Genomic DNA, 14,919 nt, shown 5'->3' with positions numbered 1-14,919 from the left:
GTGGGGGCGGGCGTTGTCCCGTTATCTGGCGCGCAGCGGCAGCAAAATCAGAGGGATGCGGTGCATCAGCCCGACACTTGCCAGCAGGCTTTGCGAGCGCTGCGCACTCGATCGCGGGACAAGGCCCGCTCCCACAGGGATTGAGCACGACCTCATTTCGGCTGGTTGGCACAGACCTCTGTGGGAGCGGGCCTTGTCCCGCGATCTGCCGCGCAGCGGCAGCAAAACCAGAGGAATGCGGTGCATCAGCCCGACACTCGCCAGCAGGCTTGCGAGCGCTGCACACTCGATCGCGGGACCCGTCGGATCGCCGCAACGCCGCTCCCACAAGGCATACTGTGCTCCCGCTGATCTGACCGGAGTGCAACTTTGATCGAGTTCAACAATGTCACCGCCTACCAGGGCGAAACCAAAGTCCTCGACGGTTTTTCCCTGACCCTCGAACAAGGCGAACGCGTCGCCATCCTCGGCCCCAACGGCGCCGGCAAGAGCACCCTGCTCAAACTGGTCAACCGCGAACTCTACCCAGTCGATCGCGAAGGCAGCTCGCTCAAGCTGTTCGGCAACGATCGGGTCAACCTCTGGGATCTGCGCAGCAAGATCGGCTTTGTCTCGCAAGACCTCCAGGAAGGCTACACCCCCCACACCACCGCCCTGCAAGTCGTAGTCTCAGGCTTCTTCGGCGCCATCGGTGCCCATGGCCACCTGCAACCCAGCGAAGATCAACGCGAACAAGCCCGCGCACTGATGCACTCACTGGGCCTGCACGACGAACAGGCACTGTTCGAACGCCAGTCCACCGGGCAAAAACGCCGCCTGCTGCTGGCACGCGCGCTGGTCCATCACCCACACACGCTGATCCTCGACGAACCCGCCAACGGCCTCGACATGGGCGCCAGCCTGGCGATGCTCAGCCTGTTGCGCAGCTTCTGCCACGAAGGCCGCTCGATGATCATTACCACCCACCATATCGACGAGATCATCCCCGAAACCGAACGCGTGGTGCTGCTGCGCCAGGGCAAAGTGGTCGCCGATGGCCCCAAGGCCGAGATCCTCACCAGCGCCAACCTGTCCGAACTATATGAAACCCCACTGCAGATCACCGAGAACAACGGCTGGTATCGCTGCTGGCACGGCTGATAACAGCACCGTTTTGAGCTTTACTTGCCGGGAAAGCACGCATCGATCCACACCCTGATAAGGAAATCGCTAATGTCCCAACTACTGGACCCCACCTCCAATGAAAGCAAGTACGCCAAACTCGCCAGTGCGGCCATCGTCGGTGCCGCCACGCCGACCAGTGTGCGCCTGTGGTTTCGCGTGTACCTGCCCGGCGAGTGGGTGCTGGTGGTCACCAGCCAGCCACTGACCGGCGACCTGATGCGCCTGGACGAACTGGGCGTGGCGGACTTTCTCAAGGCGCAGAAGATCAAGCCGGTATTCAGCCAGGCTCGCGTGTTCAGCTACGACAGCGACCTGACCGGGGTTTTCGATGTCACCGGGCTCAAGCCCCAGACCTCCTACTATTACGCCTTGATCAGCGCACAGACCGACCGCGCGATCATCCGCCGGCGCACCGAAATCGGCGGCGATACGCCCAAGCTGTTCATGACCCCGGCGAGCAATCCAGAGTCCCTGACCTTCGGCTTCTACAGTTGCCACGACCCCATCAGCGCCGATGGCAGCGCCGGCGCCTGGCCATTGCTGCATCAACAACTGCAAGACCAGCGCGCCCAGTTCGTCATCGGCGGCGGTGACCAGGTCTATGTCGACACCAACCGCAAGAATGGCTTCCTGGATATCTGGGAATGGCTGAAAACCAACAAGCAGGCCCTGCTGGACAAGTACCGGCGCGGCAACGGCAGCTACGACAAGGCCGGCATCGAGCTGTACCTGCTCAACCTCTACCGCTGGTTCTACCGGGTGTACTGGAATGTGCCAACCCAACGCGAGGTGTACGAACGCTTCCCGCAGTACATGATCTGGGACGATCACGAGATCATGGATGGCTGGGGCTCGCTGACCCTCAAGGAGCGCCAGAGCCGCATCTCGTTGCTGTTCGAAAGTGCCGCCACGCCAACCAACACCATGCTCGTCGACCTGATGTGGCGGGCCGCGTGCCGGGCCTATTACGAGTACGAACACAGCCACAACCCCACCACCCACATCGACCTCAATGACCCGGATGCCTGCATCTGGGACTACGCCTTCGAACAGGGCGGTTCTGCCTTCTATGTGCTGGACATGCGCGGCCAGCATGACATCGAAAAACCGGGTGACCCCTTCCTGATCCTCGGCAGTGCGCAAATGCAGCGCTTCGAGCAGTGGCTGGCCAGCCCCGCCGTACAGCAGGCCAAGGCAGTGTTCATCGTCTCGCCAGTGCCGGTGGTGCATTGGCGCAGCGCCGTGAGCAACTACGCCGACATCGGCTCGCTCAAGGACGACTGCATGGATGGCTGGGAGCATGACACCAACCTCAAGGAGCGCCGCGCCCTGCTGGACCGGGTATACACGGCGCTGGGCAAGCGTGGCGTGGTGGTCACTTTCCTCAGCGGCGATGTGCACAGCGCCGGCGTATTCCGCCTGCTGCACAAGGATTACCCGGCGGCCAAGGTGTTCCAGGTAACCTCCAGCGCGGTATCGCGAATGCCGGCCCCGGAAGCCCTCAAGGTGGCGATCAGCCCCGGCGGCGAAATGAGCGGCATGCCCAAGGTGCACTACGAGCGCTGGTACGCCATGGCCGGCTGGAAGAACTTCGCCCTGCTCTGCGTGCGCCCCAGCCTGGATGGCACGCAGACCGAAGTACTGGTGGAGTTGCACTGGCCCAACGGGGACGACGGCGAGGTGACCAAGCGCCGGGTGCTGCTCAAATAAGCGGCCGTTGTGCCATGCAGTTGCCGATTCGCCGTGCCCTTCTATAGTGAGCTAATGCCCGCCGCCCCTGGAACGCGCACCATGGCCAATACCGCGAGCCTGATCATTTGCGAGCACTGTGACAGCGTGTACCACAAGGTCGAACTGGCGAAGCACCAGAAGGCCCTGTGCCAGCGTTGCGGCGCGGTGCTGCAGCGCTACAACGGCCTGAACATCCAGCAACGCCTCGCGCTGAGTGTAACGGCCGCAGTGTTCTGGATTTTCGCCAATTTCTACCCGGTCATGAGCATCAGCCTCAAGGGCCTGCACAACAGCGCCACCCTGTGGGATTCGGTGCTCGCCCTGAGCACCGGCCCGATCACCTTCATCGCCGGGGTGGCAGCCATCTCGATCATCATCGCCCCGCTGTTCCAGCTGGTGTTGCTGATCTGGGTGCTGTGCTTCGCCCTGGCCAGCAAACGCTCACCGGCGTTCAAGACCTGCATGCGCTGGCTGGAAACCCTGCGCCCGTGGAGCATGCTGGAAGTCTGCCTGCTCGGCGCAATGGTCGCGGTGTTCAAGCTGGCCGGCCTGCTCGATGTGTTGCCTGGCATCGGCCTGATTGCCCTGGCCATCCTCAGCCTGCTGATCATCCGCATCGCCGGCCGCGATATCCGCGACCTGTGGGACACCCTGCCATGAGCGAACCCGTGCGCGCCGCCGACCTCAACCTGGTGCTCTGCCACGCCTGCGGCATGGCCTGCGACCTGCGCGGGCAACCTAGCCACTGCCAGCGCTGCGACGCGCCGCTGCACTGGCGCAAGCCCAACTCGCTGGCTCGCACCTGGGCCTACCTGATCGCCGCGCTGGTGTTCTATGTGCCGGCCAACCTCCTGCCGGTGATGAACACCAGTCTGTTCGGCGCGGGCAGCGAAAGCACCATCATGAGCGGTGTGCTGGAGTTCTGGGAGCACGGCGCCTGGGACATCGCGCTGATCATCTTCATCGCCAGCATCGCGGTGCCGGCTACCAAGTTCTGTGCGCTGGGGCTGTTGCTGATCACCGTGCAGATCCGCAGCGACTGGGCCCGCCAGCAACGGGCGCGGTTGTACCGCTTTGTCGAGTTGATCGGTTACTGGTCTATGCTCGACGTGTTGGTCGTGGCGCTGGTTGCCGCGCTGGTGAAGTTCAAGGCGCTGGGCGATATCGAGCCCCGCCTGGGTATCCTGTTCTTCGGCATGGTGGTGGTGTTCACCATGCTCGCCGCCATGAGTTTCGACCCCCGCCTGATCTGGGAGCAAGAGGATGACGCCGGACACCCCTGAGGGTACGCCCTCGCCTGGCCAACCGGCCGTGAAAGCCCGACGCTTCAGTGTTTCGCTGGTCTGGATAGTGCCGATCGTGGCGGTATTGATCGGTATTTCGCTGGTGGTCAACAACCTGATGGGTCAAGGGCCGACCATTGAAGTGGTGTTCAAGACCGGCCAAGGCCTGGAAGCCAACAAGACGGCGGTAAAGTACCGCAACGTGGTGATCGGCCAGGTCACCACCGTGGACCTCAGCGAGGACCAGAAAAGCGTCACGGCCACCATCAAGCTGGTCAAGCAGGCCGAAAACTTCACCCGCACGGACTCGAAGTTCTGGGTGGAGCGCGCCCGTATCGGCGCCAGCGGCATTTCCGGTATAGACACCCTGCTCTCCGGTGACTTCATCGGTGCCGATGCCGGCCAGGCGAAAGAGCGCTCGAAAAACTTCATCGGCCTGGAAACTCCACCGCCGATTACCTATGGCGAGCCCGGCAAGCGCTTCATCCTGCACACCGATGACCTCGGCTCACTGGGGGTTGGCTCGCCGGTGTACTACCGCAAGATCCCGGTGGGCCAGGTGGTGTCCTACGGGCTTGAGGCCGATGGCAACCGGGTAAAACTCGAAGTGTTCGTGCACGCCCCCAATGATGCCTTCGTCACCGAGAACACGCGGTTCTGGAACGTCAGCGGCGTGGACCTGAACGTCGGTGCCGATGGTTTCAACCTGCGCACCGAATCGCTGTCGGCGATGCTGGTGGGCGGTATTGCCTTCCGTGCCCCCGACTACAGCCCCGAAGACCAGCCCGCCGAGCAGGACAAGAATTTCGAGCTGTTCGACAACCGCCAGACCGCCCTTGCCCCGCCCTCCGGCAAGGCGCAGTACCTGCAATTGCGCTTCGACCAGTCGCTGCGCGGGCTCAAGGTGGGGGCGCCGGTGGAGTTCCTCGGCATCGAGTTTGGCCGGGTGGTATCGATCAACCTGGACTTCGATGTGCAGCAGCGCATCTTCCCGGTGATCGTCGGTATCGTGGTCTACCCGCAACGCCTGGGCCAGGCCCACACCAAGATGCTCAAGGTGCTCAATCATGACCCGGACGACGAAAAAAGCGCCGTGCGCATGATCAACACCTTCGTCGACAACGGCCTGCGCGCCCAGGCCCGCAGCGGCAACCTGCTGACCGGGCAGCTGTACATCTCGCTGGACTTCTACCCCAAGGCGGAAAAAGTCGCGTTTGACGCCGAAGCACGGCCAGTCAGGATCCCGACCATTCCCGGCAGCCTGCAGCAGTTGCAGGAGCAGTTCCAGGCGTTGGTGGAGAAGGTCAACGCACTGCCAATCGACCGCATCGCCAACAACCTGGACCGCAACCTGGTCGAGTTGCACAAGGGCTTGCAACAGGTCAACACCAAGACCCTGCCGGGCGTTCAAGGCACCTTGCAGGAGCTGAGCAAAACCTTGCAGAGCGCCAACTCGACCCTGGCCGACGACTCGCCGCAACGCGAGAAGATCTCCCAGACCATGGATGAGCTGAACCGCATGTCGCGCTCGTTGCGCGAACTGTCGGACTACCTCAGCCGTCACCCTGAATCGCTGCTGCTCGGCCGCCCGAAAGGTGCCTCGGCCGATAGCCCGTCCCCTTGAGCGCAGGAGCCCGCCCCATGCCGTTTGCACTGAAGCCGTCCTTGCTGGTGCTGGTCCTGCTGCTTGCGGCCTGCCGCAGCGATCCGGTCAACTACCACACGCTGACCCCGGCGCGAACCAGCGCCGGCCCGAACATCGGCAATGCCGAGATCAAGATCGAGCAGATCAACGTACCGCCGCAGGTCGACCGTTCGCAGGTGGTCATTCGCCAGGGCAACAGCGGGCTGGTGATCCTCGAAACCGACTGGTGGGGGGCGAGCCTAAGCGACGAGTTGCACAGCGCCCTGGTCGACCAACTGGGCGGCGGCACCGGGCCGCGCAAGCTGGGGCTGCGGGTGGACGTGGTGCGCTTCGATTCGCTACCGGGAAAATACGCCCTGATCGAAGCCCGCTGGCGCCTGCGCGAGGCCAGCGGCGCCTCGATCGACTGTCGTAGCCAGTTGCAGACCCCCAGCGGCCCGACGCTCGAAGACTTGGCCGCAGCGCAGCAACAGAACGTGCAGCACCTCGCCCAGCAGGTAGCCCAGGTGGTAAACAACCCACAGAGAGGCTGCCCAAACTAGTCGCCTGCCCTGCCTGGCCGCACGTTCGGGCGGTCATTGCAGGGTCGAGCGCCTGACTACCTTGAACACCGCGTTGGCCGTCGCCAGTTGCAGGCCCGCCTGATCGAACAAGGTGCCGGAGGTAAAGCAGATCTCGCCCTTGAGCGCCTCCACGCGGCCTTCCGCACGGATGATCCCCGGGGCGGCTGGGTTGATGAATCGCGTGTCGACCGCAATGGTCGTCAAGGAATGAAAGTCCCCCACCGACAGGCACACTGCCGGCCCCATGCACTCATCAAGCATCGCCGACAACATGCCACCTTGCAGGTAGCCCTTCAGGTTGGTGAGCGTGTGCCCGGCTTCGTATTCGACCTGCATCGTGCAGGTGCTTTCTTCGAACTCAAGGAAGCGCCAGCCGAGGGTGACAGCGACCGGGGACAGTGGAAACTCGCCTTCCACCATTTTCCAGAAGTAGCTCTCGAAATCCATGACGGTTGTGTACTCCTGAAGGTCAAGCGCAGCCCGGTGGCCTCCACGCGCAGATGAATTCATTGCAGCACCCGCCCCACACACCGCACAACTGGCAGAAATACTAGGTTTTGCCCGAAACGCCATGCCGCCCGTCGGAGATGATGCAGCTTTGCCATCACTGACTGGCAAGGGCGCGGTTCGCTGCTTAACTCACAGGGCTGCCAGGCAGGCAGCTCTGCGTACCAGGGAAGGGTTCTTCATGAGCGTTGCTTCTCGGCATGGCGTGTGTGCTGTCCTGGCCCACCCAAGCGGATCGACACCGTCTACCCAGCAGGCAATCTGCGCGTGACCGTATCGAGGTAGGAGCACCGCCACACTCACTCACCCCCTAGTCGACACAGGAAGTCGCCCGCCAGAAACAGCGTGAACGCTTGTTTCCACTCATTGTTTGCAATGGAGGCACCATGACTGACTCTCTACAAGCCCCTTCGGTAGGACTGTTCCCCGTGTCCTATGTCATCGGCACCGGCGCCGCTGGCGCTCAGCGCCAAGAGCTTGATCTGCTGATCTACACTCCAGGCCAGAGCGTACGCGGCACCGCGCAGATCACCCAGGCCACCAATCCACCGCTGAACCTGCATGTGGATGTCTGGGGCACCTACAGCTACCTGACCGTCCTGCCACCCAGCCAGAGCAAGATCCTGGTCACCCTGCAGGGCAACCACGGCGGCCCGACCGCCAACTCGCCCGTGATCTTCAAGGAACGCCTGGTCCTCAACGTGGACTGGCTGACCGGCGTGGCTACCTATGAATACCAGGTCAGCCCACAGGAGTGGATCAGCGTGGGCCAGGTGCCTGCCAAGCGCGAAGATTCGCGGGTCAAGGAATCCGGTGCGGTCGACAAACAGGCTCGACTCAATTCGGCGACCCTGGAAGCCGCCATCGCATCCGGCAACGCGGAGCACCTCAAGGCCATTGCCGGTGCTGACGTAAGCCAGACCCTGAGCCACGCGATCGATTCGACCAAGACCGCTTCCGGCAAAGCCGGCAAGTCCAGCCGCGCCTGACCAGACAAGGAGTCATACCATGCCAGCAGTAGGACTGTTCCATACCCGTATCAATGTCACCACCGGCCTGCTCGGTGCCCCTGTGCTGACCCTCGACCTGTTGGTCAACACCCCGGCGAAACGAGTCAGCGGTGTCGCGCGGATTTTCCAGAGCACCTACCCGCCACTGAACTTCCACGCAGATGTGTGGGGGGAATACTCGGACCTCTTGCTCGGGGAAGGTGAAGCGCACATCGTGCTGAACCTGACCGGCAGCCCAAGCGGCCCGTTCAGCACGCTGGAGCAGACCTTCCATCTGCACGGCATCCTTGCTGCTGATTGGGAGTCTGGCACCGCCAGCTACCGTTACCTGCCGCTCAACGGCCCTGAGCGCCACTGGCAAGTGGTCCCGCACGCCAGCGTGCACCAGGCCCCGACCGAAACAGCGCAAACGCACAAGGCGGCGGCTGAACACAGCCACACCCGCTTGCGTGCCCTGATTCGTCAGCCGGCAAACGCTTAACCGTCGACAAGGTGATGGCCTGCACGGTGCAGGCCATCCCTTCTATTTCAGCACCGCCGGCGTACCCGCCAATGCAATGCCCGCCCCGTGCAAGCGCTTGAGAATATCGATCAGCAATTCACTCTTGGTGCCCAGCACCACCCGAGGGCTGCTGACAAAACCCGTCACCCGCACCAATACCCCATCGACCGTCACCTTGATGAAACGCACCGTCGGCGCCGGCTTTTCCAGAATCGCCTCGTGCTCGGAAAAACTCTCGTACAGCAAGGTCTTGATCTGTTCCGGGTCGATGTCCGGGGTAAAGGTCAGCTCAAGCATCGCCACCCCCTGGGCCACGCCGCCCTTGGTCACGTTGCGCAGGTTCTGCGAGATCAGCTGGGAGTTGGGCACGATGACCATCGAACGGTCGGCCAACTGGATTTCCGTGGCCCGGACATTGATGCGCTTGATGTCGCCTTCGATCTCGCCAAAGCTCACCAGGTCGCCGACCTTGACCGGTCGCTCGGTCAGCAGAATCAGCCCGGAGACGAAGTTCTTGACGATCTCCTGAAGGCCAAAGCCGATCCCCACCGACAAGGCGCTGACGATCCACGCCAGGTTGCTCCACTTGACCCCCAACGCATAGAAGGTCAGGACGATCAGCACTGCGTAGCCGATATTGCTGAACAGCGTGCTGAGCGAGGCCCACATGCCCGGGTCCATGTCGGTCTTGGGCAGCAGTTCCGCGTCCAGCCAGCGGCGCAGGGTGCGAATCAGGTACCAGCCAATCAGGAAGATCAGCGCGCCGTTGAGCAAGTGCCTGGGCACGATGTTCAGGGTGCGCAGCCCCTCACCGCCCAGCACCACCAGCGTGCTGTTGAACAGCTCGGTCAAGGAGGTACCAAAACCGCCGACAAACAGCGCTACCACCATGAGCAGCAGGAGGAACGCACGGATCGCCCCCTTGAGGACAATCTCCACCTGTTCCAGGCGTTCATCGCCCAGGCCCAGCACCTGCTTGAGCGCCTTGCCGCTCGCATGGCGCGGGGAGAACAGGCTTTCGCAGACATCCAGCAACCATTGCGTCAGCAGGTAGACACAGCTCAGGACCATGTAGAACCAGATGAGCTGGTACACCAGGAACGAGGCGAACGAGATATAGCCGGTCAACAAGGCGAACGACGCCACCAGCAGCACCGCCGCCACACCGAGCAGCAACAGCCCGGACAGCAGCGTGCGGTCCTCGATGGGTTCGCCCGCAGCAATCATCTGCTTGCGCGCCTGATGCAGACGCCACAGGGCCGCGCCTACGATCAGGATGACCATCAGGGCCAACAGGCCGCGCCCGAGAATATTGACCTGCACGCTCATGCCGATGACGTAACTCACCCGCAGCGAAGTCGCGCACACCATCAGCACCGCCGCCAGCAACGGGGCAAATGGCCGAATCGCCAAGGCCACGGGGTCGGCAATGTCCGGTAGCCGCCAGGAGGGGTGATGCACCGACAACAACGCACGGCTCAGGCCGGCAAGAAACACGCAGGTGAACGTGAGGGTAACGAACTCCTCGGCAAAGTTCTGCAACGCCGGGCTCAAGTTGTCCTGCGGGATGAATACCCGGTACACCAGCGCAAACGAGCCGCCCACCGTCACCAGTGTGGTCAGCGTCATCAGCAGGGCCAGCGTGCTGCGCCGCAGTCGCCCCACCGGCAGCCTGCGCATGCAGTAGCGGCCGAGGAAGCGTTCGAGCAACTGGCGAATGACCGTGCACAGCGCCAGTGCGAGCAGCAACAGCATGACGCTGTTGGCCCGTCGTTCAGGTTGCCAGACGGCCACGACGGCAGACACGACTTGCTCGTTGAACGCCCTCAGGCGCTGCTGGTCATCGGGTGCCAGGTAAAACAGCGACGACCAGAACTGCGGGTTGAGCAGGCTCTGCGAGCGCAGGGTGATCTGCGATTCCAGTTCATTGCGGCGCACTTCACCAATTTGTACCGTCAGCCGCGAAGCGCTTTCCTTGATGGTCTGCAGCTGCTGCAACTCACTGACCGCCAGCGCTTTTCTATCGCTGAGCATGGCACGTTGCTGCGCCACCGCCGGGGTCTCCGGCGCCGCCCCCACAACCGGCGCAGGGCCGATGACATCAAGTTGCGCCTGCACCTGCAACAGCTCCGGGCGCTTGGCCAGCGCAACCTGATCAGCGTCCTTTATCAGTTGTTCGGCGTGATCGCGCAGGGTGACCAGTTGCTCGTACTCGGTGGCAACCGACACCTGCTGTTTGAGCACATCAAGACGGTCCTGGACCGATTGCAGATCGTCATCAGCCGTCAGGGCCGTGACCGGCACATCCAGCGCGGCCTGAACATCCACGGTATCGGCAGCGAAGCCGGCTGTGCATGGCAGGCAAAGCAACCACAGGAGCACGGCTCGGGCGACGAGCTTGAACGGCATAGGAGGACTCCACGCGTTGCGGGTCAGTCCAGCATAGTTGGCAAAGCGCGGCGCGGCAGAAAGCAGACGGGGGCCTGTTGGCCCCCGTCTGCAGGTACAGCTAGCGAAGCGCAATCAAGGAATGACCGAGAACGCGATCGCCGACAGGGTGATCAGGCCGATCAGCACCACGAACAGGTTCGACGCCTTGCCCGAGTACTTGCGCAGCGACGGCACCTTGTGGATCGCATACATCGGCATCAGGAACAGCAGGCAGGCGATGATTGGCCCGCCGATGGCTTCGATCATGCCCAGGATGCTTGGGTTGATGGTTGCCACGGCCCAGCAGGTCAGCACCATGAACAGCGCGGTCAGTTGCTCCAGGCGCTTGGCCGGCAGCTGTTTGCCGCGACCACGCAGGCTTTTCACGATCAGGCCCTGGAAGCCTTCGCTGGCGCCGATGTAGTGGCCCAGGAACGACTTGGTGATTGCCACCAGGGCGATCAATGGCGCGACAAAGGCGATCATTGGCGTCTGGAAATGGTTGGCCAGGTACGACAGGATCGAGATGTTCTGCTGCTTGGCGGCGGCCAGGTCCGCTGGGGACAGTGCCAGCACACAGCTGAAGCAGAAGAACATCACCGTCAACACCATCATCACGTGCGCCACGGCCAGGGTGCGGCCGCTTTTTTCGTCGGCGCGTTCACCATAGCGGTGCTTCTGGTCAACGGCAAAGGCCGAGATGATCGGCGAATGGTTGAACGAGAAGACCATGACCGGAATGGCCAGCCACAGCGTCTTGAAGAACAGCCCCGGGGCCATGCCTTCTGCGGCCTGGGCAAAGAACGCGCCGTTCCAGTTGGGGATCAGGCTCACGGCCAGCAACAGCAGGGCCGCGACGAACGGGTAGACCAGCAGGCTCATCACCTTGACGATGATGTTCTGCCCGCTGCGCACCACGATCATCAGCCCGCACACCAGCAGTAACGCCAGCAAGGCGCGCGGCGGTGGGCTGATGTGCAACTGGTGCTCCATGAAACTGGTCAAGGTGTTGGTCAGGGCGACGCTGTACACCAGCAGGATCGGGAAGATCGCAAAGAAGTAGAGCAAGGTGATCAGTTTGCCGGCGCCGACGCCAAAGTGCTCTTCAACGACTTCGGTGATGTCTTCGTTGCCGCCTTTGCGCCCGGAGAGGACGAAGCGGGTCAGCCCGCGGTGGGCGAAGAAGGTCATCGGGAACGCCAGCAAGGCCAGCGCGAGCAGCGGCCAGAAGCCCCCTACCCCGGCGTTGATCGGCAGGAACAGGGTACCGGCGCCGATGGCGGTGCCGTACAGGCCCAGGGCCCAGGTGGTGTCGTTTCGGTTCCAGCCGGTGCTGGTGGTGGACGCAGCCGAATCCACACGAATAGTCGTGGTGCTGTTTACATCAGTCATCGATTTCGCCTTGTAATTGTTTTTGTTGCCTATGAACAACTTGGTGCGGGGCCGCTGTGCGGCCCATCGCTGGCAAAGCCAGCTCCCACAGGGTCAGCAGGGTGCATGAAAACTGTGGGAGCTGGCCTTGCCAGCGAAAGCGAGGCAACGCCTCGCCAGATTCAGCTCAACACTCGACGTAGCTGACCGCCAGCCCGCCGCGAGACGTCTCCTTGTAGTTCTCGTGCATATCGGCCCCGGTGTCGCGCATGGTGCGAATCACCCGGTCCAGGGAAATGAAATGCTCGCCATCGCCACGCAGCGCCATCTGCACCGCGTTGATCGCCTTCACCGCAGCAATCGCGTTGCGCTCGATGCACGGGATCTGCACCAGGCCGCCGACCGGGTCGCAGGTCAGCCCAAGGTTGTGCTCCAGGGCGATTTCCGCAGCGTTTTCCAACTGCTCCGGGGTCGCCCCGAGCACGTCGGCCAAGCCGGCGGCAGCCATCGAGCAGGCCGAACCGACCTCGCCCTGGCAGCCCACTTCGGCGCCGGAGATCGAGGCGTTCTTCTTGCACAGGATGCCCACGGCAGCCGCACTGAGCAGGAAGTTGACGACATCGTCGTCGCAGGCCTCGGGGCAGAACTTCATGTAGTAATGCAGCACCGCCGGGATGATCCCCGCCGCGCCATTGGTGGGCGCAGTAACCATGCGCCCGCCGGCGGCGTTCTCTTCGTTGACCGCCAGGGCGAACAGGTTGACCCACTCCATGGCGCTCAAGGTCGAGCCGATCACGTTCGGCTTGCCCAGCTCCTGCAGGCTGCGGTGCAGCTTGGCCGCGCGGCGCTTGACCTTCAGCCCGCCGGGCAGAATGCCTTCGTTACGCAGGCCGTTGTCGACACACTCGCGCATCGCCGCCCAGAGTTGCAGCAAACCGCTGCGCACGTCAGCTTCCTCGCGCCAGGCCAGCTCGTTGGCCATCATCAGCTGACTCACCCGCAGCTTGTGCTTCTTGCACAAGGCCAGCAGTTGCTCGGCACTGTCGAAGTCGTAGGGCAGCGAAACCTGCTCGCTCGTACTGCCTTTACCACCGATTTCAGCGGCTTCGACGATGAAACCACCGCCCACCGAATAATAGGTCTGCTGCAACAGCAAACCCGCCTCGCCACTGGCCTCCAGGGTCATGGCGTTGGGGTGGTACGGCAGGCTTTCATCGAGCAGCAGCAAGTCACGCTGGCAGTCGAACGGGATTGGCTGGCTGCCGTCGAGCATCAGCACGGCACTGTCGTGCAATTGCTGGATACGCGGCTCGATGCTGTGCGGGTCGATCCGGTCCGGCCACTCGCCCATCAGCCCCAGCAGGCAGGCGCGGTCGGTGGCATGGCCAACACCGGTCGCCGACAGCGAGCCATACAGACGCACCTCGACCCGGCCCACCTGCTCCAGCAACCCCTGCCCGCGCAAGGTTGCGACAAAGCTGGCGGCTGCCCGCATCGGGCCCACGGTATGCGAGCTGGAAGGCCCGATACCAATTTTGAAAAGATCGAAAACACTGATAGCCATGCTAATGCCTGCACGCTCAGGCGACCGATGTCACCCTGCGGCGTTGTGTAAAAATTGATAGGTGTCGCGAAGTTGCGCGATACTGCCGATCTCAAACGGCAATGACCAACGAAAACTCCTACACAAGGCTTTAGCAGGACTAAACGATGAAGCGGCTAATGAATGGTCAGCTGTATGTCTGGCTACACGTGTTTGCCTGTGCGGCGCGGCATTTGTCGTTCACCCGTTGCGCGGAGGAGCTGCATATCACCCCAGGGGCGGTGAGCCAGCAGATTCGCCAGTTGGAAGAGCGCCTGGGCTTTCGCCTGTTCCTGCGCCGGGCCCGTGGCGTCGAGCTGACGGCCGAGGGGCAGCGCCTGGCGCTGACGGTCAACGAAGCCTACGGCAGCATCGAAGCCGAATTGCTGCGCCTGGATGCCGGTGATATCCGTGGCACCCTGCGCTTGCGCTCGATCCCCTCGTTCCTGGCCAAATGGCTGACGCCGCGCTTGCCGCGCCTGCAACAGCGCTTTCCGGATATCCAGTTGCGCCTGGTGGCCGAGGACAGCAACCAGGCGTTGCACGAAGGCGACTTTGACCTGGCCATCGACCTGAACGACGGCAGCTACCCCGGCATGCATTCCACGCCGCTGCTGGATGAAGAAATTTTCCCGGTGTGCTCACCGGCCCTGCTGCGCGGACGCCCGCCGCTGCATGGCCCGGCCGACCTGGTGCATTACCCGTTGTTGCACGACATCACGGCCTGGCGCGGCAGCTCGGAGTACGCGGAATGGGAGTTCTACCTGGAGGCGATTGGTGCGCAGGGGCTGGATGTGCGCCGTGGGCACACGTTCAACCGCAATCACTTGACCATTGAGGCGGCGATTGCCGGAATCGGCGTGGCGATTGCGCGGCGCACCTTGCTCAATGACGAGTTGGAACGAGGCACACTGATCGTGCCGTTCGGGCTGCCGATCGCCAACCACAAGCGCTATGTGCTGCTGTATTCAGCCGGCACCCTGGCCCACCCAAGTGCGCGGGCAGTGCATGACTGGCTGGTGGAAGAAGCGCAGATGTTCAGGGCATTGCACAAGCTGGTGTAAAGCCACCTGCCCTGGCAAGGCTGTGCCTTGCATCGCTGGCAAAGCCAGCTCCCACAGAAATCAGGGT

The 14,919-nt window shown here is 62.8% G+C and carries 13 protein-coding genes; 9 read left to right on the top strand and 4 right to left on the bottom strand.

The window, feature by feature from the left end; genetic code table 11:
• The first annotated feature begins 369 nt into the window (after positions 1–369).
• The 6 genes from M5G11_RS05925 to M5G11_RS05900 all read left to right on the top strand — a co-directional run bounded on the left by M5G11_RS05925 (position 370) and on the right by M5G11_RS05900 (position 6,365).
• Positions 370–1,140: an ABC transporter ATP-binding protein gene (locus M5G11_RS05925; protein WP_273910096.1), complete on the top strand. Its 771-nt coding sequence runs from the start codon at positions 370–372 to the stop codon at positions 1,138–1,140.
• 72 nt (positions 1,141–1,212) lie between these two features.
• Positions 1,213–2,874, top strand: a complete 1,662-nt coding sequence (locus M5G11_RS05920; RefSeq protein ID WP_273910095.1) for an alkaline phosphatase D family protein — start codon at positions 1,213–1,215, stop codon at positions 2,872–2,874.
• Positions 2,875–2,955: 81 nt separating this feature from the next.
• Positions 2,956–3,555, top strand: coding sequence for a paraquat-inducible protein A (locus M5G11_RS05915; RefSeq protein WP_273910094.1), 600 nt, complete (start codon positions 2,956–2,958; stop codon positions 3,553–3,555).
• Complete coding sequence (locus M5G11_RS05910) at positions 3,552–4,178, top strand: paraquat-inducible protein A (RefSeq protein ID WP_273910093.1); 627 nt, start codon at positions 3,552–3,554, stop codon at positions 4,176–4,178. Before M5G11_RS05915 ends, M5G11_RS05910 begins: the two co-directional genes overlap by 4 nt.
• Complete coding sequence (locus tag M5G11_RS05905) at positions 4,159–5,802, top strand: PqiB family protein (protein WP_273910092.1); 1,644 nt, start codon at positions 4,159–4,161, stop codon at positions 5,800–5,802. Before M5G11_RS05910 ends, M5G11_RS05905 begins: the two co-directional genes overlap by 20 nt.
• A 17-nt stretch (positions 5,803–5,819) precedes the next feature.
• Positions 5,820–6,365 (top strand): PqiC family protein, encoded by a 546-nt coding sequence (locus M5G11_RS05900; RefSeq protein WP_273910091.1) that lies wholly within the window; start codon positions 5,820–5,822, stop codon positions 6,363–6,365.
• Between the two features lie 33 nt (positions 6,366–6,398).
• Here M5G11_RS05900 and M5G11_RS05895 read toward each other — a convergent pair whose 3' ends face one another.
• Positions 6,399–6,833 carry a PaaI family thioesterase gene (locus tag M5G11_RS05895; RefSeq protein ID WP_273910090.1) on the bottom strand — a complete coding sequence of 145 codons (435 nt, stop codon included), beginning with the start codon at positions 6,831–6,833 and terminating at the stop codon, positions 6,399–6,401.
• A gap of 446 nt (positions 6,834–7,279) precedes the next feature.
• On the opposite strand from M5G11_RS05895, the gene M5G11_RS05890 reads away from it, so the two are divergent.
• The gene (locus M5G11_RS05890) at positions 7,280–7,882 is read left to right on the top strand and encodes a DUF1842 domain-containing protein (RefSeq protein WP_273910089.1); all 603 of its coding nucleotides are present in this window, start codon (positions 7,280–7,282) and stop codon (positions 7,880–7,882) included.
• A 19-nt stretch (positions 7,883–7,901) separates the two neighbouring features.
• On the top strand, positions 7,902–8,384 hold the full coding sequence (locus M5G11_RS05885; protein ID WP_273910088.1) for a DUF1842 domain-containing protein: 483 nt from the start codon (positions 7,902–7,904) through the stop codon (positions 8,382–8,384).
• Between the two features lie 42 nt (positions 8,385–8,426).
• On the opposite strand, the gene M5G11_RS05880 is transcribed toward M5G11_RS05885, so the two are convergent.
• The 3 genes from M5G11_RS05880 to M5G11_RS05870 all read right to left on the bottom strand — a co-directional run bounded on the left by M5G11_RS05880 (position 8,427) and on the right by M5G11_RS05870 (position 13,770).
• Positions 8,427–10,814: a DUF3772 domain-containing protein gene (locus M5G11_RS05880; RefSeq protein ID WP_273910087.1), complete on the bottom strand. Its 2,388-nt coding sequence runs from the start codon at positions 10,812–10,814 to the stop codon at positions 8,427–8,429.
• 114 nt (positions 10,815–10,928) lie between these two features.
• A complete protein-coding gene (locus tag M5G11_RS05875; RefSeq protein ID WP_273910086.1) occupies positions 10,929–12,227 on the bottom strand; it encodes a serine/threonine transporter in 1,299 nt (432 codons plus the stop codon).
• A gap of 166 nt (positions 12,228–12,393) precedes the next feature.
• Positions 12,394–13,770, bottom strand: coding sequence for an L-serine ammonia-lyase (locus M5G11_RS05870; protein ID WP_273910085.1), 1,377 nt, complete (start codon positions 13,768–13,770; stop codon positions 12,394–12,396).
• A 146-nt stretch (positions 13,771–13,916) separates the two neighbouring features.
• Between M5G11_RS05870 and M5G11_RS05865 the strand changes: the two genes are divergently transcribed.
• Positions 13,917–14,852: a LysR substrate-binding domain-containing protein gene (locus M5G11_RS05865; protein WP_273910084.1), complete on the top strand. Its 936-nt coding sequence runs from the start codon at positions 13,917–13,919 to the stop codon at positions 14,850–14,852.
• Positions 14,853–14,919 lie beyond the last annotated feature (67 nt).

The sequence above is a fragment of the Pseudomonas fontis genome, assembly GCF_028656955.1.
In the GTDB taxonomy this organism is placed as follows: domain Bacteria; phylum Pseudomonadota; class Gammaproteobacteria; order Pseudomonadales; family Pseudomonadaceae; genus Aquipseudomonas; species Aquipseudomonas fontis.
This window is presented reverse-complemented; position numbering and strand designations above follow the sequence as displayed.